The following is a 21142-nucleotide window of genomic DNA, read 5'->3' as shown; positions in this document are numbered from 1 at the left end:
GCCTGCTATGTTTTGATATATTTTTTACTATTTTAGCAGGTTATCTTTACTGATGGGGAAATAATATCTGATGAAAGAGCTGAAATTTTTAATAATAAACACAGTAGTTAACGAAAATAAATGTATTCAATTATAGACATAGAAAGTAATGGTGCAGGTTATAGACATGAATGCATTATAGATATTGCCATTTACAGATACGATGGGCAGAAAATCACAGACCAGTTCATATCCCTTGTCAACCCGGAAGGAGAAATTACTCCTTTTGTTCAAAAGCTTACCAGTATTACACCCAAAATGGTGAAAACGGCCCCGAAATTTCATGAAATAGCTAAAAGAGTTATTGAAATTACCCAAAATACAACATTAGTAGGACATAATATTGATTTTGATTACAGGATGCTTCGTCAATCATTTAAAAGGCTGGGTTACGATTTTAAAATCAATACTTTAGATACTATTCCTTTAGCTAAAAAATTGATTCCTGATGAAGTAAGCTATTCGTTGGGCAAACTGGTAAAATCATTGGGAATTCCTTTAACCAATCACCACAGGGCAGACGGAGATGCAAGAGCAACTTTGGAGCTTTTCAAGCTTTTAATATCAAAAGACACTGAGAATGAGATCATCCAAAAACAGCATGAGGAAACTAATGCAAAAACCTATATCAATAAGATAAAAGAACTTACTCAGGATCTTCCCAATGATAAAGGGTTTGTCTATTTTCAGGATGAGGCTGGCAGAATTATCTTCTCAGATTATGTTCAGGATATCAATAAATTTTCAAAAAAGGTATTCAACTCCAAGTCCAAAAAATGGGAACAGGTTCAAAAAGATTCAGAACAGATCAACTTTGAGCTTACCGGAACGGATATTATTGCCAAACTGATCCTGAATTCTAAAAATGTGAAGAAAAAAGAGATTCTGCCTTTCGGGCTTTATTTCAGAAACAATAAATATATTGTTGAAAAGAATAAGCTCAATAAAACAGAAAAGCCAATCCTTAAATTCCGATCATTCACCCAGGGAACAAAAGCAGTTCAGTTCATTGAAACTCATGAAGAATACAGTGAAGTAGCCATATTGAAGCAGAAAATAGAGTTCAGAAAAAAGAATGAGCTTTGGCTCGGTACAGGAAGAAAATTAGGTGAAAAATTATTTTTAATTATTGAAAACGGAAAAGTAATCTCTTTCGGCTTTTATGAACTGTTTACGCAGATACAAACATTAAGTAAACTTGCCAAATTAAAAATAGATCTCCAGTTGTCTTCAACGGACCTGAATAATGAATTACAGTTAGCACTTCTGCGTGGAGATTTTGAAACGTTGCCGCTACCTAAATAATAGAGAAATTTAAGCCTTAGATTTTGATTAGAAAGAAGATGCTTTTCAAATCATTTTTCTCAGAATAAAAAATAAATAGTATTTTTGCAAAAAATAAATAGAAGCAATGCAAATTTTTAAACAAATAAAAACTGGAAAAAAGGGAGCTGTTAAGTTCTCTAAGGTTTGGAATATTTAAAAGACTTGTCTTGCATAAAAAATAATCAATGTGGCAGGCTCTTTTTCTAAGAATCTGCCTTTTTTTATGTTAAAATGAAATTATGAATTCACAAGAATTATTAAAGATCGCCAATGAGTTTGGCACACCAGTGTACGTTTACGATGCTGAATCCATCAAAGTTCAATACGAAAAACTTACATCTTCTTTTTTAAAACATACTAAGTTCTTCTATGCAGCGAAGGCATTAACAAATATCAATATCCTTAAGTATGTCAAGAAGCTGGGTGCATCTTTGGATTGTGTATCTATTAATGAAGTCAAATTAGGATTAAAGGCAGGATTTCCAAAAGAAAAAATATTATTTACTCCCAATTGTGTTGACTTAGCTGAAATAGAGGAAGCAATGACATTCGGAGTTCATATTAACATTGATAATATCTCTATTCTTGAACAGTTCGGGAATAAATACGGAAATTCTTATCCTATTTTTGTTAGAATCAACCCGCATATCTTTGCCGGAGGAAACTATAAAATTTCAACAGGTCATATCGACAGTAAGTTCGGGATCTCCATTCACCAGCTTCGTCATATTGAAAGAGTGATGAAGAGTACCAACCTTAACGTTGAAGGGCTTCACATGCACACAGGAAGTGAAATTAAAGATCCTGAAGTTTTCCTTCAGGCGCTGGATATCATGCTTGAACTTTCTGAGCATTTCCCTAATCTGAAATACCTGGATATGGGAAGCGGCTTCAAAATCCCTTATCAGGATAGCGAAGAAGAAACCGACGTTAAAACACTAGGGAAAAAAGTAGAAAAAGTTTTAGGTGAGTTTTCAAAAACAACGGGAAGAAAATTCGAACTATGGTTTGAGCCCGGGAAGTTCTTAGTAGGAAAAAGCGGATACCTGTTAGTAAAAGCTAACGTCATCAAACAAACTACGGCTACTGTTTTTGTTGGAGTGAATTCAGGATTTAACCACCTGATCCGCCCGATGTTCTATGATTCGTATCACATGATTGAGAACTTATCCAATCCAAAAGGAGCAGAAAGAATTTATACCGTTGTAGGAAATATCTGTGAGACGGATACCTTTGCATGGGATAGAAAATTGCATGAAGTAAGGGAGGGCGATATCCTTGCATTCCACAATGCGGGAGCTTACGGTTTTGAAATGAGTTCAAATTTCAATTCAAGATTAAAGCCTGCTGAAGTTCTGTTCCTAGACGGGAAAGCCCATCTGATCCGTAAAAGAGATGAATTTGAAGACTTATTGAGAAACCAGATAGAAGTGGTTATCTGATCAATAGAAGATAATATAAATGGCTGTCCTTTGGGCGGCCGTTTTTTTTCAGCAATACTATTCTTTACTAAATGAAATGGCTGTGCATCTCATTCTGAATCATACACTTTAAATCCTTTACGAAAAATTTACAAGTTTTTTAATACTTAATCTGACTTGGTTCTCCCATTAATTGGCTAAATTTGATAGGCTTAGGATATTTTCATCCCAATCCTTGTAAAGAAAACAACTACCAAATCTATTAATTATGGCTAAAAATATAGCAGAGCAAATTGTTGAAATGCTCGAGAATGCTAATGTGAAAAGAATTTATGCAGTAACAGGAGATAGTCTTAATCACCTAAATATTGCGGTGAAGAAAAGCAGTATCCAATGGATTCATGTTCGCCATGAAGAAGTGGGAGCTTATGCCGCCGCCGCTGAAGCAGAACTTGATGGTCTTGCTGTATGTGCCGGGAGCTGTGGACCTGGGCACGTTCATTTAATAAACGGAGTATATGAAGCACACAGATCTCATGTTCCGATGCTGGTGATTGCTTCTACAATTCCCAGTGATGAAATGGGCATGGATTATTTTCAGGAAACCAATACTATAAAGTTATTTGATGACTGCAGTTATTATAATCAGATGATCACACGCCCCGAACAGGTACAGAGAACAGTTCAGACGGCTATTCAGCATGCCATTTCCAAAAAAGGAGTAGCGGTAATTGGTCTTCCGGGCGATGTTTCAGAACTGGATGCACAGGAAGCTGCTACTTCAGCCCAGATTTTTAAAACCAATCCTGTGATAAGACCATCAGATGATGAACTGAAAAATCTGGCTGCCCTAATCAATGAAAGTAAAAAAATAACCCTTTATTGTGGGATAGGGGCTGCTGAAGCCGGTGCAGAAGTAATACAATTATCCAATATGCTAAAAGCCCCTGTAGGATACTCATTCCGGGGGAAGATGACCATTCAGCCAAATAATCCTAATGAAATAGGTCTTACAGGTTTGTTGGGATTTCCGTCTGCCTACCATGCAATGCACGAAGCAGACCTTGTGATTCTTCTGGGCACAGATTTCCCTTATCAGAAATTTATGCCTGTAAAAAATAAAATTATTCAGATTGATGAAAGTCCGGAAAGACTGGGAAGAAGAGCGAAGCTTGAATTAGGACTTACAGGAGACGTTAAACAAACTATTTTGGCTTTACTTCCCTTGCTGGATGAGAAAACAGATATTGATTTTCTTAATGAACAGCTCGCTTTTTATGATAAAGTAAAAGAAAATCAATTTGAATATGTAAAAGATCAGGGAAAAGAAGATGCCATTCAGCCTGAATATGTAGCTCATACATTAGACAGGTTAGCTAAAAAAGATGCTATTTTCACAGTTGATACAGGAATGTGCTGTGTTTGGGGAGCAAGATTTATTACAGGAACCGGAGAACGGAAGATGTTAGGTTCATTCAACCATGGATCCATGGCCAATGCTATGCCAATGGCTATCGGAGCCTCTTTATCACATCCGGATAAACAGGTTATTGCCATGTGTGGAGATGGAGGTTTATCAATGTTGTTAGGTGATATGGCTACTATTTTTCAGTATAAACTTCCTGTAAAACTGATTGTTTTCAATAACAGGACTCTGGGAATGGTAAAATTGGAGATGGAAGTGGGCGGAATGCCGGATAATGAAACAGATATGATTAATCCGGATTTCGCATTAGTTGCCCAGGCTATGGGTTACCCCGGGAAAAATGTTCATAAGCCTGAAGAAGTAGAAAATGCCATAAAGGAATGCCTGGATTATAATGGCCCCTATCTGCTCAATATCTTTACCAATCCTAATGCGTTAGCCCTTCCACCAAAGATTGAGCTGGACCAGGTTCTGGGAATGACCAAATCTATGGCTCAGTTAATGTTGGGTGGAAAGATGGATGAGGTGCTTGAAACTGTTAAAAGCAACTATAAACACATTAAAGGTCTGTTATAAAGGTTTCAAGAACTTCCGAAGACAAGATGTGAAACTATATTTTAGAAAACTTCATGCATTGTGTGAAGTTTTTCTTTTTGATAAGACATCTAAATATTTACCTTTGCTCATTAATTTAACGAACAGATCAAGCTATGAGAACGATATTTTTATTTTTTGCCTTATGTTTTGCAAACTTTTCTTTTGCACAGGAGCTTGAAGATAGAGATGATTCCTTTATTGTAGAAAACAATAAAAACCTTTTCAAGATAGATATTAAAGAACCTTTTCTGCAGGTGGCTGTAAAGTGTAACGACTTTAAGCCCGCAGCATTTGAAGGAGGGGCTTCAGCATATAAAGATATTCTGAACAAATACATGTATACCTATCTGAATGCAGATTTCTATACCCTCAGCGGGGATTTTACATTTACTTTAATCATAGATGGATCAGGAAAAGTGATAGATGCAGTCGGAGCACCAAAAGTTTTACACAGTGAAGCTTTCTTTGATGATATGCAGTATGTAGTAAGAAGAATCAAAAGAAACTGGAAACCAGCAACCTGCAACGGACAGCCTGTAAAATCGGAAATGAAAGTAAAAATGAACTTCTCTTCTTTATCAGTGGATATGTAAAGGCAAGATTCTGACTAACTAAATATAACCATGAAAAAACACATTGTAATCCTGTTCCTGCTTTTGGGGTTTATAGGATATTCACAACAGTCACAATCTCCAAAAGAGGATATAACAACTTCACAATATGCAGAATTCCCAGGCGGAGATGCAGCCTTTACCAAAGAATTTCTGCAAATGATCCATTCTTATATTGATTTGGGAAAATATGCAGTAAACGGAAAATTTGTTTTTGTCTTTGATGTGAATACAAACGGTAAAATAGAAAACCTCGATGTACTGCCTAAAGTGAAGAATAGTGAAATGTTTATTGATGATATGAAGTTTGCTATTAAAAAAGTAAAAAAGAAATGGAAGCCTGCAATGAAAGATGGACTGCCTGTAGTTTCTAAAAAGATCATCAAAATCAACTTTACATCAGACCATTTTGATCATGGAGATTAGCATATGTTCTATGGAAAAAATGATGACTCTTCACGAGTTTAACAGATCATAATAATCCTCCTGCCATTCTGTCACAATATTTTGTATCTTTGCAGACTCATCTGTTCGTAATTTAAAATTCACGGAGTAATTTCCCGTGTTTTTAAATGAGGACCTTAAATTGAATATTGTGCAGGAAAAATATATAGACGAAACAAAACAGGGCGAAGCATTTGCTATTGCCGAAAGACCTGAGAATTCTAAAAAACTGTTTTTAGAAAGCTATGGTTGCCAGATGAACTTCTCAGACTCCGAAATTGTTGCCTCCATTCTTAATGAACAGGGATATAATACAACAATGAAGGTAGAAGAAGCTGATCTGATCCTGTTAAACACATGCTCTATCCGTGAAAAAGCTGAACAGACCGTAAGAATGCGTCTTTCACAGTTCAAAAACCTTAAAAAAGAAAAACCAAACATGACGGTGGGGGTTCTTGGATGTATGGCGGAAAGGTTAAAAACCAAATTCCTGGAAGAAGAGCAGCTGGTAGATCTTGTAGTAGGCCCAGATGCCTATAGGGACCTGCCGAACCTATTAAAAGAAACTGATGACGGTAGAGATGCTATCAACGTAATTCTTTCCAAAGAAGAAACGTATGCAGATATTAATCCTGTTCGTTTAGGCGGCAACGGAGTTACAGCTTTTGTTACTATTACAAGAGGGTGTGATAACATGTGTACTTTCTGTGTGGTTCCATTCACAAGAGGAAGAGAAAGAAGCCGTGATCCACATTCCATTATCGAAGAGTGTAAAGACCTCGCGAATAGCGGTTATAAAGAAATAACCCTTCTGGGGCAGAACGTAGATTCTTACTTATGGTATGGAGGTGGTCCTAAAAAAGATTTTGCTAAAGCATCTGAAATGCAGAAAGCAACAGCTGTTAACTTTGCTCAGTTATTAGATTGGGTTGCTAAAGCAGTTCCGGGAATGAGAATCAGATTCTCTACATCAAATCCTCAGGATATGAGCCTTGATGTCTTCAGAATGATGGCGAAGCATGATAATATCTGTAAATATGTACACCTTCCTGTTCAGAGTGGAAGCAATAACATGCTTGAAGCAATGAACAGACAGCATACCCGTGAAGAATATCTTGAACTTATCAGAAAAGCGAAAGAAATTGTTCCGGAAGTAGCATTCTCTCAGGATATGATTGTTGGATTCTGCAACGAAACGGAGGAAGACCACCAGGATACATTAAGCCTGATGAGAGAGGTGGAATATGACTACGGTTATATGTTCGCTTACTCAGAAAGGCCGGGAACTCCTGCCCATAAAAAAATGGAAGATAATATTCCGGCTGATGTGAAGCAGAGACGTCTTGCTGAGGTAATTGCCCTTCAGGGGGAGCTTTCCAGAAAGAGAATGCAGTCTTATGTAGGAAGAGTTCATCAGATTCTGATTGAAGGAACTTCCAAGAAAAATGAAAACCAATGGAAAGGAAGAAATTCCCAAAATGCCGTTTGTGTTTTCGATAAACTTGAAGGACAGCAGATAGGTGACATTGTGGATGTTTTTGTGTATGATAACACCCAAGGCACGCTTTTAGGAAAGATCACAGAATAAGTATAAGTTTTGAAATCGGTTTACCTTTTTACTCTATTTTCCTTTGCTCTGTTTTCATGTCAGGTAGAGAAAGCAGCGGGTAAATATCCGGATACCGTGGGTGATATAGCTTTTGATGAAAAGCTGGATGAAGCAGAACTTAAGAAGTGCAGAGCTGGAAAAGACAGACCTTTCAGTTTTCAATATTATCATGGTTCAAAGACATTTGGGTATAAAGGAGAAAAATTGCGATCACCGAAAAGCTTAAAAAAGAAAATATATATTCAGAAAAGAAGGTTAATGGTTATATTACCGTTAGATTTTTAGTAAATTGTGAAGGAAAAACAGGACTGTTCAGGCTCAGGCATATGAATTCAGAATTGAAGGATATTGCTTTGGATCAGGAACTGGAAAATAAGCTGTTGAATTTCACAAAATCATTAAATGGCTGGATGCCGAAAGAGATAGAAGGTTTAAAAGTAGATTACTATCAGTATTTAACCTATAAAATTGAAGATGGAAAAGTTTCAGAGGTATTACCTTAGCTTTTTGTTACTTATAGTGTACACCAATACTATTGCACAGGTCAACTGTAATGCGATAGAGGGTGAGGACTGTAAAAAAGCCTGTGAACTTTACAACACAGCTTCAGATTTACAGGGCTCCAGAGTATCTCAGGAAGATTTTGATAAAGCTATAGAACTTTGCCCGGATTTCTCCAGTGCTTATATGGAGAAAGCAGTGCCTTACCTCAAAAACGGAGATTTTGTAACATGGAAAATCCTCGTTGATAAAGCTGTTGCATTAGACCCCAAAATGCATCTTGGTTATAGAGGCTGGTGTAAGTTTCAGTTTTTAAGAGATTATAAAGGAGCTGTTCTGGATCTGGAAGAGCTTAAGAAATATTATCCGGAAGACTTAGGAAGGTCTCAGAACGGAGATTATAATCTGGACGTAGTGAAAGCTATGTCCTACAGTGCTTTAGGGCAGAAGGAAAAAGCAGCGGGAATTATTGAAAGACTGCTGGCAACAACAGGATATGTAAAAGGGATGTTTGATCATTACCAGTTAGGGGTTACCTATTTTGAGTTGGGAAAATATGATAAGGCCCTTGAGAATTTCGAAAAACAAAGCAAAGAATACAACTTTGCTGAGAATATATACTTTAAAAGTAAAGTTTCTAAAATCAGAAACAAAGATTATTTGGATTTGAAAATGTTAGCCTTAAAAACGTATGATGAAGGAAAGACAATGAAAGATGTCTACACCCATCATTTTAACAAAGTCTACAGACAGCAGATAGAAGAGCTGTAGAACATTAACATTCAGACAATAATCAAAAATTTACTTATGAGCAACGAGTTACAAAACATAAAAAACCGCTTCGGAATTATCGGGAATTTTCCGGCACTCAACAGGGCCCTTGAAAAATCGATACAGGTTGCCCCTACAGATATCTCTGTCCTAGTTATCGGAGAAAGTGGAGTAGGGAAAGAATTTATTCCGAAGATCATCCATTCAGAATCCAGAAGAAAACATCAGCCTTATATTGTAGTAAACTGTGGGGCCATCCCGGAAGGAACTATAGATTCAGAATTATTTGGGCACGAAAAAGGGGCTTTTACAGGCGCTACAGCCACCAGAAAAGGATATTTTGAAGTAGCAGATGGCGGAACCATTTTCCTGGATGAGGTAGGAGAACTTCCACTACAGACACAGGTTCGTCTTTTAAGAGTACTGGAGAGTGGTGAGTTTATGAAAGTAGGATCTTCACAGGTACAAAAGACCAATGTAAGAATCGTAGCAGCTACTAACGTTAATATGATGAAGGCTATTCATGACGGAAGATTCCGTGAGGATCTGTATTACCGCTTGAATACCGTGCAGATCGATATGCCTCCTTTAAGAGAAAGAAAAGGAGATATTCACCTGCTGTTCAGAAAATTTGCAATAGATTTTGCAGAAAAATACAGAATGCCTGAGCTGGAACTGGAACCAAGTGCTGTTCATTATATAGAAAATTATTCTTTCCCGGGTAACATCCGTCAATTAAGAAATCTTGTTGAGCAGATGACCGTGGTAGAGAGGAACAGAAATATCACAGCTGAAAAACTTGCAGAATATATTCCGATGGAAGCCCACCTTCCGATGGTGGTAAACAATCAGAGTACCCCAAAATCCAGTGATTTCAGCAGCGAAAGAGAAATTATGTATAAGATTCTCTTTGATATGCGAAACGATATTAATGATTTAAAATCCTTAACTTCGGAACTAATAAAGAACAGAGGAACAGCAGATCTGAGCAATCATGAGAAAAACCTGATCAATAGAATTTATACTTCTGAAAATCAGCAACAGCTAAATTCCGGCTCTTTATTGTATTTTGAAAATAATAATGACGCTCCGGCAGTTCAGACTCCTACCATTATTTCAAATACTGATGACAGCTATGAAGATATTGAGGACATTGAAGTAGAAGAAAACAGACCGGAATCTCTCTCTCTTCAGAATAATGAAAAAGACTTGATTATCAAAGCGTTGGAGAAGCATAAAGGAAGGAGGAACAGAGCCGCAGACGAGCTGGGAATCTCACAAAGAACACTATATAGAAAAATAAAACAGTATAATCTGGAAGATTAGTAAGCACAAAAAATAATGAATGTAAATTTAGCACCTAAGCCGATTAATTTTAAATTCGGGGAATATATTAACAGAGGTTTCGAATTTTTAAAGAAAGATTTCGGAAATATTTTTATCGCATTTTTAGTTTGCGCTATAATGTCAATTATTCCTTTTTGTGGAATGCTTGCTATGGGTAATATGTATAAATATCTTCAAAAACTTAATAAAAATCAGCCTGCAAGTCCCGGAGATATTTTCGACTTCAAAGATTTTATGCCTTACTTTATGCTGCAGTTAATTGTTTTTGGAGGCGTTTTTATTATTTACATTCCACTGATTATTGTATTGGCTTTAACCGGGGCATTATCTAATAATGGGAATGATGCCGGCCCGCTTGCTGCTATTTTTATAATACCTTATGTAATTTTCATCATGGTAGCCATCTATTATTTTGTTTTGAAAGCATTTTATATTGTTCCATTAATCAGTCTTAAAGGAATTACAGATTTAAAAACAGCATGGAATATTTCAAGAGTAATGACCCAGGGAAATCTTATAGCCATTCTTCTTTTCTCTTTCGTAATAGGACTTTTGGCCCAGATTGGAATTCTTGCATGCGGAATTGGGATTTTTCTTACCATTCCATTTGTATATACTGCTAATTATTTTGCTTACGAAGATGCTATTCAGCAAATTGAATTTGATGAAATCACTGAAATTGGATCTAAAAATGAATTTTAAAAATAAAAAAATCAGTCTGAAGCAGCCATTGCTAATGATGGCACTCTTTGCATTGCTGGGAGTACTGAATTCATGTTACAGCTTTACCGGATCATCACTTACAGATGAGAAAACCGTTCAGATCAATGAGTTTCCGAACAATGCATCTCTTGTAAATCCTGCATTATCACAGCAGTTCTCAACAGATATTCAGAACAGATTTTTACAGAGAACAACCCTTAAAGGAACAAAGTCAAATCCTGATATCCTGATAGAAGGAGAGATTACAGACTATGCTTTTGGCTCCACTACGATCAGTTCTAATACACAATCAAACCCTTCCGGTGGAATAGTACAGCAAGCTCAGACTAAACTTACAATTACTGTAAAAGTGCACTATGAAAATAAGATACATCCGGACTCCAGTTTCGACAGGACCTATTCGGATGAAGCTACCTTCAACAGTAATTTGTCACAAAGCGATATTGAAAGTCAGCAGGTAAAAATTGTGACCGATAGAATTATTAATAAGATTTTTAACGACATTGTAGCGAATTGGTAAGATGAATCCCAGAGTTTTAGAATTAATAAAAAATCCGAAAAATATTCAGTCAGAAGACCTTGGGCTTTTGAAGGAAGAGATTCATGCATTTCCTTATATCCAAAATATCAGGGCACTTCATCTGTATGGGGTACATCTGTATGAAAAAGAGAACTATCAGAAAGAACTTTCTATAACAGCGGCTTATACCACTGATAAAAAAATTCTTTATCAACTGATCAACGGAAAAATCCAGCAGGAACTAAAACCGGAAATAACAGAAGATAAACCATCTGTAATAACAGCTGAAAAGCCTGTTAAATACAATTATAATGTCAAAGGTTTCCCTATAAGAAGGGAAGAAACAGCTTCTGTTCCTGAAAAAGAAAAGGCAGAAGAAAATGAAATATGTTTATTAGACACAGCGCAGGAAGTTAAACATCTCTATGTAAGCGGAGAGCGTAACAGAATCCTGTTTGAAGGGGAAGAAAACTTCCTGGATGGAGAGAATTCTGAAACCATTGATCTTGAATCCACACTAGAATCAGGCATACTGGTAACTCAGAAATCTGAGCCGGAAGCTAGGATACCGGTTAAGCGGGAGGAAGAAATACCGCAGCAATCAGAAGAAAACGCCGGAGAAAACTTTACACCTGAAACTGTTATTAATGAAGATCAAATTGATTCAAAAGCGGTAGAAAATAAAGTTGAAGATGAGAGTACTGTAAGCTTTGAAGAAACAGAATCCTTGTTGCCGGAAGCAGATGTTCAAGAAAATACGGGCGAAACCCCAACAGAAGCTGTTGAAACTAATGTCGGTAAAGAAATTTCTGCTCCTGAAGTTCAAGAAGAGAAAAGCTTAAATCTTAAAGAGACTGAACCTGTAATATCAGAAGCTTCTATCGAACAAAGTACAGTTGAAATTCCAACAGAAGAAGATGCTGAAGCCATTGCTGATGAAGAAATTTCTGTTTCTGAACTGGAAGGAGAAATCGCAGAAGAGCAGGATGCTGAATTAAGTTTCCACGGAACTGAAGCATTTCTTCCTGATGTTAAAATTCAGACTAATAACGAAGAAACTACAGAAAAAGTTGAAGCTCCTATATTCAATGTTAATAAACATGAGGAGGAAATGAGACGTCTGATTGAGGAGGTTGAGAAGAAAATGAAGGAGGCTAGGCCTGCTGCTCAAGAAGTACAGGTAGAGCCGGAAGTTACTGAAGATCACGAGATAAGCTTTGCAGAGACCCAAAGCTTCCATTTCTGGTCAAACGATAAGGAAAGTTCAGAGAAGCCGGAAGAAATAAAACCGGAAGAAGTACAGGTAGAGCCGTCTGAAGATATACCGTCTGAAATACATGATGTAAAAGATGAAGCTGTTGAGGAAACAGTTCCTGAAGTTCAGACAGCATGGAAGCCTATGAGCCTTGAAGCCAATATGCCTGACTCTTTAATTAATAAATCGCTTGAATCCGTTACTCCTGTAGCAGATACTGCAGTAATAACAGAAGTACCATCAGCAGAAGCAAAAGAAGAAACAGAGATTGTTGAAGAGCCGGAAGCAATAGCAGAACTCCCTGCTGAAGATCATTCTGTAGAAGAAGTGATAACAGAACAGCCTGAAAAAACTGAAGAAATACAGGGAATTCCGGAAGAGGTTCAAAAAGATGAGGAAGTTCCGGTAATGAACGTTTCATTCTTTGGTACAGATATTTCCAGCCTGAAAGTGGAGGAATCAAAACAAAATAAAGAAGAGCCTGTAAAAGAAGAACCAATGAAGGAAGCAGAAGTGGGAAGTGTTTCTCAGACTCCAATCAACAGTAATGTCCCTGGATTCATTAATACATGGCAAAGCTGGCTGAAAATAGGCAGAACAGAAGAGATAGAGAAAGAAAAAGAAGATATCAAGGAAAAAGCAATTGAAACCTTTATTGAAAACAATCCTAGAATCAGTCAGCTGAAAGAGGAAAGCAATTATGTTGTCAAAGAAAAAAATGATGATATTTCCCACCTGATGACGGAGACACTGGCTAATCTTTATTTCGAACAGAAACTATATTCTAAAGCCATTAAAGCATTTGAGATACTCATTAAAAAGCATCCGGAAAAGAAAGAATATTTCGAAACCAGAATTAAAGAGATTAAAGATTTCAGAAGTAAAAATTAAGATATAATATAAAAGGTACAGCTCATGAGACTGTACCTTTGTTTTTTATTGAGTTGAATGCGTTTTTTTGCCCCGGAGTTTCCGCCATGCTTTTCGGCCGTATATAACGATCAGAATCAACAAGACAATAGCCAGAATAGCGGCAATAACAGGTGCCACCATTGCAAGTATAGTCATAACACCGGCTCCTGCTGTCTCAGTAGTTCCCACAACGGCATTTCCCAATCCTCCTGTAGTTGCAGTAGAAGCCGCCCTTATTCCCGCAAAACCGGAACTTATGGTAGCTGCTGTTCCTCCACCTGCAATTAAAGCCAATGCCCACTGTGGAAATGTTCCCAGGTCTGCAAACTGACTGGCAAATAAGACAGACCCCGCTACAGTGGCCAGAGGAACGGAAACAGTATCCAGTAAATGGTCTACAAATGGAATATAGTAAGCCAGAACTTCAACAACCGTTGCGATTCCTGTAGTAATAAGTGCTGGCAGACCTGCCAGCCATTCAAAACTTTCACTCATCGGAATCCAGTGAAAATAAGAAGCGAGGCTTACGGCAAACATAGGAAGAAAGACTCTGAAGCCTGTAGCTGCAGAGAGCCCAATACCAATGAAGGCACTGATGATGTACGAAAGATAGGGAACTTGATCTAACATATTAATTTTCAGATTTATTGTTTCCCTATAAAATTACAAAAAGTATGCGAGATTGAAATGTCGCAAATGATGAGGTTGGGTTTCGATTACAGGATGCTTGGTTTAGGATTGTTAAGAAGTACAGCTTTATCAATAAAAACCACTTTATAGAAGCAGTTTAATCTGTGTTGGCTGCGGAAAATAAAAAACTGTATAATCAGTAAAATCTGCGAGAAAGCCATCAGCAGTATTAAATACTATTCTAACTGTAGGCTCCTCTGTCAAAAATTATTTTTTCTGTGCTTCACAAAGCTTGATAAACTGCGCTTCTACATCCTGAAATTTCTGAGGCATATCAGAAGAAACCCAAAACAGCATGGCCATGGTCTTTTCACCAAAAGCTTCTTTAAATAAATCCTTGTTCAGTCGGTAGCATTCTCTTAACAGCCTTTTAATACGGTTTCTGTGAACCGCTCTCTTGAAATATCTTTTAGAAACAGAAACGCCCAATTTCCCGCTTTCAATTGGAGTTGTAGGTTTGTCTTTCAGAATAATGATTCTCAGATTTCCGGAAGTTTTCCATTTACCTTTTTCAAAAAGTAAACTGATTTCTGTATTTTTTTTGAGCTTTTCCGCTTTGGGATACTTGGAATTCTGCATTAATCTTTTTTCACTAAATAATTAATCACTTCAGCAGCAGCATATAAACCGAAAATTGCAGGAATAAAGCTGATGGTTCCGTAAAATGATTTTTTAAAGTTGCTTCCATCTGTCATTTTCAGACTCTCTTCCTTCTGAATTTCATTGGAGAATACACATCGGAAGCCTTTATTGATCTTTTCTTTCTTTAATCTTTTTCTTACCTGTTTGGCAAGGAAACAGTTGTGGGTTTTGCTGATATCCCTTACCATTACCATACTAGGGTCTGTTTTTCCACCAGCTCCCATAGAACTTACAATTTTAATTTTCCTTCTTCTGGCTGCTTTTATCAGGCAAATTTTGGGCGTTACACTGTCAATACAGTCAAGAACATAATCAAACTTTCCGGAGTCAAGAACTTCATCCATTCTTTCAGGGTTCAAAAACTCATTTATTTTGATTAACTTAAGCTCAGGATTAATGTCAAGCAGCCTTTCTGCAACCACTTCAACCTTGTGTTTACCTACTGTTGAACGCAGGGCCGGAAGCTGTCTGTTGATGTTCGTAATGTCCACTGTGTCTCCATCTACAATAGTCATATTTCCAACACCGGCTCTTGCCAGAAATTCTGCCGCAAAAGAACCCACTCCACCAAGTCCTACAACCAGGATGTTTGCTTTGATTAGCTTTTCCAATCCCTCTTCCTTTACCAAAAGTTCCGTTCTTTCTAGCCAGTATTTATCCATTTTTTATTGTGTGTAAATTTTCTAAAATTTGTTCATTGAGATCTTCCAGAGAAATTTCTTTTATTTCAGAGACCTTAAGGTACAATTCTTCGATCTTAAAATCTTCATTGTCAGTTTCTAAAAAGAATTTGTCTAAGGGAGTGTTTTTTAAAATATCCTGCAAAGATAAATTATACAAAACAGCTTTTCCAAAACTCAGATAAAAATTATTGGCTAGAAGATCCTCTGCAATTTTCTTTTTTTTATTAAAACCATGCATAATCATTGGCTGCTCCGCCTTTTTTTTAAAAGAAATAACCTCATAAAATTTTCTGACGCAATGAACGATGATGGGTTTTTTTACCTCATTGGCGATGTTGATCTGCTTTACAAAAACGTCCTCCTGAATTTTCTGATCAATAGAAACAAGAGAGTCCAGCCCGCATTCCCCTATAGCAAAACAATTCTGGAACATTGTGCTTTTCATCCAGTTTAACTGGCGATCTATGTTGTTAACGTCAATATCATTAGGGTGTATTCCTATTGAATAGGGCGAATCTGGCGGAATTTGCCCAATATCCAAATTGTAAATTCCGTCTCTGATGTATTTTTTATGATGATGAAAATCAAAAAATTCCATATTCAAAAATACTATTATTTGGAATTAATATAAAATTATTAAACGATCGTTTATAAATGTGTTAAAAATTTCTTAACTTTACTCAAAGTGCACTTCATGAAAAAAAAATTTACGGAAAAACAGATTCACATACTGGATATTGCTGAAGAATTGATTGCAAAGAAAGGGTACGAAGGAACTTCTGTGAGGGATATTTGCTCCAAAGCCAATATCAATGTCGCTATGATCTCCTATTACTTCGGTTCTAAGGAGAAAATGATGTCTTATCTTTATCAGTATAGAGTATTAAAGACCAGGGAAAATTTTTCAGAATTTGCTGATACCATCAAAGAAGGCAAGCCGGAAATGCAGATGCGTGAAATGATAAAATATATTGTTTCCCAACTGTTCAAGTACAATTATTTCCACGGGTTTGTTACCCAGGAACTTCGTCATACAGAAAATTTAAAGGATGAATTGCTGGACTTTTACCAGCTTTTTGTAAAGAAACTGGATGAAGTCATCAAAAAAGGAGTGGCTTCCGGAGTATTTACTTTTACTCCAAAACCGGAAGATATTCTTACGATGATAATAGGTTCCACCTTATTTGTGATCAGGAATAAAAACTTTTATGAACTTTACGTACCAAGTAAAAACGAAGAAGCCTATGCAAAAGAGGCTGAAAAGAAAGTGAGAATGAATCTTTTATTAAGTGTTTTTGCAATTTTAGGATACGCTGCAGACTAAAATTACGTTAAATATTCATAAAAAAAAATCTATTGACAAAAAAGTTATATTTTTGCAAATTAGTAAATCGGCTGTATAATCCGAAAACTGTTGAATTTTTTATATGAAAAAATATATTTTAGGTCTTTTTGCTGTAGCCGTGGTGGCATCATGTGTAAGCCAGCAAGAAAGAGCAATGAAGAGTGCTGATAAAGATTTTATCTTAAAAGCTGCCAATGAAAACTTCGCTAAGAAAAAGTGGAAAAATGCATTGGCCCTTTATGACAGACTTGCCAACCTTGTAGCAGGAACGGATGATTTTCCTAATGTAGGTTTCAATACAGCTTATGCCAATTATTACGATAAAAGTTATAAACTGGCGGGGCATCAGTTTAAAAACTTTGCAGTAAACTTTCCAAAAGACCCAAGAGCTGAAGAGGCTGCTTATATGTCTGCATTATGTTACTATGAGGGATCTATGGATTACAACCTGGATCAGTCAAGTACAGAATTAGCCATCAATGAGCTTCAGGACTTCCTCACCAATTATCCGAATTCGGAAAGATCAAAAAATATCAGCCAGCTTATTGACGAGCTTTCTTATAAGCTTGAATTTAAAGCCTATGAAAACGGGAGACAGTACTTTAAAATGGGTGAGTACAAAGCTGCTAACGTAGCATTGGAAAATGTATTGGAAGACTTCCCAAGTACAAAGCTTCGTCCGAAAATTTATGACTATATCATGAAATCCCGTTATGAATTGGCAACGAAGTCTATTTATAGCCTTAAAGAAGAGCGTATTGAAAGTGCTTTAACTTATGTGAAAATGGTTGAAAAGGAACTTCCTAATACAGAATACGCTAAAACAGCATCTGATCTGAAGGCAAAACTGGAAAAAGAGAAGGAGCATTTTGCGGTGGTTAAAAAAGAAACTGAAGCAAAAATTGCAGCTTTAACTGCTAAACAAAAGAAAGAAGCTGAAAAGCTTGCCAGCCAGGATAAAAAAGAACAGCAGATTAAAGATCAGATCAGCAACGAAAAGCAGGCAAAGCAGATGCAGAGGGATAGTGCGGCACTTCAGACCCCACCACCTGCAGCGACTTTCAAAATTAAAAGATAATTCGTAAATTTGCCATCTTAAAATAAAAATAATTTTCTCAAAATGAGTGTAAAAGATACAAAAGCAGAAGTAAATACTATTACTTACGACAAAGATAAGATTGAAGATAAAGTAGGTTCAATCTACGAAGCTATTGTTATCATGGGAAAGAGAGCAGAGCAAATCAATGCGGAGATCCGTACGGAACTTCACAATAAATTGGATGAATTTGCGGTTCACAATTCTACATTAGAAGAGGTTTTCGAAAACAGAGAGCAGATTGAGATCTCTAAACATTACGAAAAACTTCCTAAGCCAACTTCAATCGCTATTGAAGAATGGTTAAACGATGATGTATATTTCAGAAAAACAGAAGACAGAAAGTAATCATCTGTGTTTTTATAAACGAAGGTCATAAAGGAACTGAGTTCTTTTATGACCTTTGCCGTTTTAAACCCTGATTATGGGAAAAAATAAGTACTTTAGTATTTCAAAAAAATTAAAGCTAAATGAGTGTTTCCGGTAAAAAGATCCTTATTGCAGTTTCTGGTGGAATTGCAGCCTATAAAGTTCACTTCCTGATAAGAGATTTTATAAAACAGGGAGCTGAGGTGCAGGTGATTATAACCCCCGATGCAGAACATTTTGTAACCAAATTAAGTTTGGCTACCTTATCCAAGAAACCAGTTTATTCTGATTTTTATGATGTAAACGGAACATGGAACAGTCATGTAGAACTTGCTCTATGGGCAGATGTGATGGTTGTGGCTCCGTGTACAGCCAATACCTTATCTAAAATGATCCACGGAATGTGTGATAATCTCGTTATTGCAACTTATATGTCTGCAAAATGCCCGGTATTTATTGCTCCTGCGATGGATCTGGATATGTATGCGCATCCTTCCACAAAGAGAAATCTTGAACTTGCAGAAAGCTATGGACATATTATTGTTCCGGCTGAAAACGGAGAGTTGGCAAGTGGCCTGATAGGACAGGGAAGAATGGCTGAACCGGCAACTATTTTGAAGGTAGTGAATAATTATTTTTCAGATCATACCATTGAAAAAAGCCTGCAGGGAAGAACTGTTTTAATTACGGCAGGTCCTACTTATGAAGCTATTGATCCGGTAAGATTTATAGGAAATCATTCCTCAGGAAAAATGGGGTTTTCTTTAGCTGAAGAAGCCGCAAAGAGAGGTGCAAAGGTGATTCTGATCTCCGGACCAAGTTCTCAGGTTCTTACTGATAAAAGAATAGAACTGCATAAAGTAACTTCTGCAAAAGAAATGCTGGCCAAAGTATTTGAATTCTATGACAGAATAGATATAGGAATTGCAAGTGCTGCAGTGGCAGATTATGCTCCCAAAGATGTAGCTAAGGAAAAGATCAAGAAAAATGATGAAAACCTTACTATTGAACTGGTGAAAAATCCTGATATCCTTAAAACAATGGGGGAAAAGAAAACCCACCAGTTTCTGGTAGGATTTGCCTTGGAAACCCAGAACGAAGAAGAAAATGCCAAAGGAAAACTGGAGAAGAAGAACCTGGATATGATTGTTTTAAACTCCCTACGGGATGAAGGTGCCGGATTTAAAAATGATACCAATAAGATCAAGATATTCACCAAGACAGAAAAAAGAGAATTTGATCTGAAATCTAAAGATGATGTAGCGAAAGATATTCTCAATTTTGTTGAATCTCAGCTTTTAAAATAATTTTAATAAATTTCCGTTCTCAATTTTTAATAGACAATGAAAAAAATTATAAGTTTATTTTTTCTGTTATTTATCTTTAACCTTGGTTTTTCCCAGGAGCTGCTGGCAACTGTTCAGGTAAACTCCCAACAGATAGGAGGAAGTAACCAGCAAGCATTTAAAGCTTTGGAAAAAAGCCTTAGGGATTTTATCAATAATACCAGCTGGACAGGGAAGAAATTACAGAATTTTGAAAAGATCAAATGTGGTTTTTCCATTGTTATTGCGGAAAGAGATGTAAATAAATTCAAAGGAACTATTGTTGTTCAGGCAGTGCGCCCTGTTTATAATACCACGTATGAGTCTCCCTTGCTGAACCTTCAGGATCAGAGATTCAGCTTTGAATATATTGAGAATGAAAACCTTATTTTCAATGAAAGACAGTTTTCCGGTAAAAACCTTACCGATGTAATCAGCTACTATATTTACCTTATTTTAGGCTATGATGCAGATAGCTTCCAGTCTATGGGAGGAACGCAGTGGTTTTCAAAAGCCCAGCAGATTGCCCAAAACTCTCAAAACAGAAATTATGATGGCTGGAATACCATCAACGAGCCTAGAAGCCGTACCATATTAATCAATGAAATTCTGAATCCGAACTGGAGCCAGCTGAGATCTACCATATATACCTATCACAGATCCGGTATGGATAATCTTTTTAATCAGGATCAGACCCCGGCTAAAAAAGTGATCTTTGATGCACTCATGCAGCTTAAAATGTATGAGAACTCTTTCCAGCAGGGCTTTTTCTTCAATCTTTTCATGGATACTAAGAGTGATGAGATCTTCAATGTTTTCAACTCCGGGAATAATGGTGGGCTTATCCTTAATGATCTTAAGCAGACCATGATTATTCTTTCTCCCAAAAATATTGATAACAAGTGGAATAAATGGAAGAATTAAAGCATGAAGAAGTAAAAATTAAAGAAATAGTTGATAAAATTCTTCATTTTTGGGTTGAGAATGAACTCAACCAGCTTCCTTGTGATATTGAAGAAAAAATGCTGGCTCCCGGGCAGCCCGATGAAGAATGGAAATTCTGGCTTCCTGTTACAAGTACCATTACAGATGCTGAGCTTCAGGAGTTTGAAACAGAAATTGGGTTTATTTTCCCCGATGACTTTAAAATTTTCCTGAAATATAAACATTTTTATGAACTCCAGATCTCAGAAGTTTCCTTTTGTTCACTTCCTATGAGTACATGGAAAGCCTCTCTCCGTGAGATGATATTCGAGACCTATCCAAGAGAATTTCTATTTGATAAAGGATATGTTCCGTTTGCTGTATACAGTGATTGGGGGTTGTTGTGTTTTGATACCCATAATAATAATGCTGTTGTTCGATGGGACCACGAAGAGCCGGATTTCTTTGAGTACCAATATCAAAACTTTTATGAACTGCTGACAGAAATTTCAAAAGCTTAAATCTCCCTATTTTAATCTTTATCTGTCATTTCTGTTTTCACTAAA

At 36.7% G+C, this 21142-nt stretch carries 23 protein-coding genes; 19 read left to right on the top strand and 4 right to left on the bottom strand.

The genetic code is table 11. From position 1 onward, the window contains the following. Positions 1-120: 120 nt before the first annotated feature. The 13 genes from EG339_RS04710 to EG339_RS04655 all read left to right on the top strand — a co-directional run bounded on the left by EG339_RS04710 (position 121) and on the right by EG339_RS04655 (position 13481). Positions 121-1344: a 3'-5' exonuclease gene (locus EG339_RS04710; protein WP_123869097.1), complete on the top strand. Its 1224-nt coding sequence runs from the start codon at positions 121-123 to the stop codon at positions 1342-1344. 260 nt (positions 1345-1604) lie between these two features. After that, the gene (lysA, locus tag EG339_RS04705) at positions 1605-2807 is read left to right on the top strand and encodes a diaminopimelate decarboxylase (RefSeq protein WP_185146518.1); all 1203 of its coding nucleotides are present in this window, start codon (positions 1605-1607) and stop codon (positions 2805-2807) included. Between the two features lie 247 nt (positions 2808-3054). Next, positions 3055-4788 carry a thiamine pyrophosphate-dependent enzyme gene (locus EG339_RS04700; protein WP_123869095.1) on the top strand — a complete coding sequence of 578 codons (1734 nt, stop codon included), beginning with the start codon at positions 3055-3057 and terminating at the stop codon, positions 4786-4788. A 134-nt stretch (positions 4789-4922) separates the two neighbouring features. Then, positions 4923-5402: an energy transducer TonB gene (locus EG339_RS04695; RefSeq protein WP_123869094.1), complete on the top strand. Its 480-nt coding sequence runs from the start codon at positions 4923-4925 to the stop codon at positions 5400-5402. Between the two features lie 30 nt (positions 5403-5432). Beyond that, on the top strand, positions 5433-5846 hold the full coding sequence (locus EG339_RS04690; RefSeq protein WP_123869093.1) for an energy transducer TonB: 414 nt from the start codon (positions 5433-5435) through the stop codon (positions 5844-5846). A 169-nt stretch (positions 5847-6015) separates the two neighbouring features. Further along, a complete protein-coding gene (gene miaB / locus EG339_RS04685) occupies positions 6016-7452 on the top strand; it encodes a tRNA (N6-isopentenyl adenosine(37)-C2)-methylthiotransferase MiaB (protein ID WP_123869092.1) in 1437 nt (478 codons plus the stop codon). 9 nt (positions 7453-7461) lie between these two features. Continuing rightward, positions 7462-7758 carry a hypothetical protein gene (locus tag EG339_RS04680; RefSeq protein WP_123869091.1) on the top strand — a complete coding sequence of 99 codons (297 nt, stop codon included), beginning with the start codon at positions 7462-7464 and terminating at the stop codon, positions 7756-7758. A gap of 41 nt (positions 7759-7799) precedes the next feature. After that, positions 7800-7976: a hypothetical protein gene (locus EG339_RS24130; RefSeq protein ID WP_164466413.1), complete on the top strand. Its 177-nt coding sequence runs from the start codon at positions 7800-7802 to the stop codon at positions 7974-7976. Next, positions 7948-8745, top strand: coding sequence for a tetratricopeptide repeat protein (locus tag EG339_RS04675; protein ID WP_123869090.1), 798 nt, complete (start codon positions 7948-7950; stop codon positions 8743-8745). Before EG339_RS24130 ends, EG339_RS04675 begins: the two co-directional genes overlap by 29 nt. Before the next feature lie 36 nt (positions 8746-8781). Further along, positions 8782-10071 carry a sigma-54 interaction domain-containing protein gene (locus EG339_RS04670; protein ID WP_123869089.1) on the top strand — a complete coding sequence of 430 codons (1290 nt, stop codon included), beginning with the start codon at positions 8782-8784 and terminating at the stop codon, positions 10069-10071. Positions 10072-10086: 15 nt separating this feature from the next. Continuing rightward, a complete protein-coding gene (locus EG339_RS04665) occupies positions 10087-10794 on the top strand; it encodes a hypothetical protein (protein ID WP_123869088.1) in 708 nt (235 codons plus the stop codon). Continuing rightward, positions 10784-11335: an LptE family protein gene (locus tag EG339_RS04660; protein ID WP_123869087.1), complete on the top strand. Its 552-nt coding sequence runs from the start codon at positions 10784-10786 to the stop codon at positions 11333-11335. The genes EG339_RS04665 and EG339_RS04660 overlap by 11 nt, the downstream gene beginning before the upstream one ends. Position 11336: 1 nt before the next feature. Continuing rightward, complete coding sequence (locus tag EG339_RS04655) at positions 11337-13481, top strand: tetratricopeptide repeat protein (protein ID WP_123869086.1); 2145 nt, start codon at positions 11337-11339, stop codon at positions 13479-13481. 45 nt (positions 13482-13526) lie between these two features. Here EG339_RS04655 and EG339_RS04650 read toward each other — a convergent pair whose 3' ends face one another. The 4 genes from EG339_RS04650 to EG339_RS04635 form a co-directional block, all read right to left on the bottom strand. Continuing rightward, positions 13527-14132, bottom strand: a complete 606-nt coding sequence (locus EG339_RS04650; protein ID WP_123869085.1) for a DUF4126 domain-containing protein — start codon at positions 14130-14132, stop codon at positions 13527-13529. Between the two features lie 267 nt (positions 14133-14399). Beyond that, positions 14400-14771, bottom strand: a complete 372-nt coding sequence (gene rnpA, locus EG339_RS04645; RefSeq protein ID WP_123869084.1) for a ribonuclease P protein component — start codon at positions 14769-14771, stop codon at positions 14400-14402. Beyond that, on the bottom strand, positions 14771-15496 hold the full coding sequence (locus tag EG339_RS04640; RefSeq protein WP_123869083.1) for a tRNA threonylcarbamoyladenosine dehydratase: 726 nt from the start codon (positions 15494-15496) through the stop codon (positions 14771-14773). Before EG339_RS04640 ends, rnpA begins: the two co-directional genes overlap by 1 nt. Beyond that, the gene (locus EG339_RS04635) at positions 15489-16115 is read right to left on the bottom strand and encodes a TatD family hydrolase (protein WP_123869082.1); all 627 of its coding nucleotides are present in this window, start codon (positions 16113-16115) and stop codon (positions 15489-15491) included. Before EG339_RS04635 ends, EG339_RS04640 begins: the two co-directional genes overlap by 8 nt. A gap of 96 nt (positions 16116-16211) precedes the next feature. Between EG339_RS04635 and EG339_RS04630 the strand changes: the two genes are divergently transcribed. The 6 genes from EG339_RS04630 (at position 16212) to EG339_RS04605 (ending at position 21097) form a co-directional block, all read left to right on the top strand. Continuing rightward, positions 16212-16841: a TetR/AcrR family transcriptional regulator gene (locus EG339_RS04630; protein ID WP_066693165.1), complete on the top strand. Its 630-nt coding sequence runs from the start codon at positions 16212-16214 to the stop codon at positions 16839-16841. Positions 16842-16944: 103 nt separating this feature from the next. Beyond that, complete coding sequence (bamD, locus tag EG339_RS04625) at positions 16945-17940, top strand: outer membrane protein assembly factor BamD (protein ID WP_123869081.1); 996 nt, start codon at positions 16945-16947, stop codon at positions 17938-17940. A 42-nt stretch (positions 17941-17982) separates the two neighbouring features. Further along, positions 17983-18306: a DNA-directed RNA polymerase subunit omega gene (locus EG339_RS04620; RefSeq protein ID WP_039370228.1), complete on the top strand. Its 324-nt coding sequence runs from the start codon at positions 17983-17985 to the stop codon at positions 18304-18306. 122 nt (positions 18307-18428) lie between these two features. Next, positions 18429-19634 (top strand): bifunctional phosphopantothenoylcysteine decarboxylase/phosphopantothenate--cysteine ligase CoaBC, encoded by a 1206-nt coding sequence (gene coaBC, locus EG339_RS04615; RefSeq protein ID WP_123869080.1) that lies wholly within the window; start codon positions 18429-18431, stop codon positions 19632-19634. 36 nt (positions 19635-19670) lie between these two features. Next, the gene (porD, locus tag EG339_RS04610; RefSeq protein ID WP_123869079.1) at positions 19671-20576 is read left to right on the top strand and encodes a type IX secretion system protein PorD; all 906 of its coding nucleotides are present in this window, start codon (positions 19671-19673) and stop codon (positions 20574-20576) included. Further along, positions 20564-21097 carry an SMI1/KNR4 family protein gene (locus tag EG339_RS04605; RefSeq protein ID WP_123869078.1) on the top strand — a complete coding sequence of 178 codons (534 nt, stop codon included), beginning with the start codon at positions 20564-20566 and terminating at the stop codon, positions 21095-21097. The genes porD and EG339_RS04605 overlap by 13 nt, the downstream gene beginning before the upstream one ends. The last annotated feature ends 45 nt before the right edge of the window (positions 21098-21142 follow it).

Origin of the sequence: Chryseobacterium bernardetii (genome assembly GCF_003815975.1) — a bacterium.
Classification (GTDB): domain Bacteria; phylum Bacteroidota; class Bacteroidia; order Flavobacteriales; family Weeksellaceae; genus Chryseobacterium; species Chryseobacterium bernardetii.
Note: the sequence above shows the minus strand (reverse complement) of the source record. Positions and strands in the feature narration are given on the sequence as shown.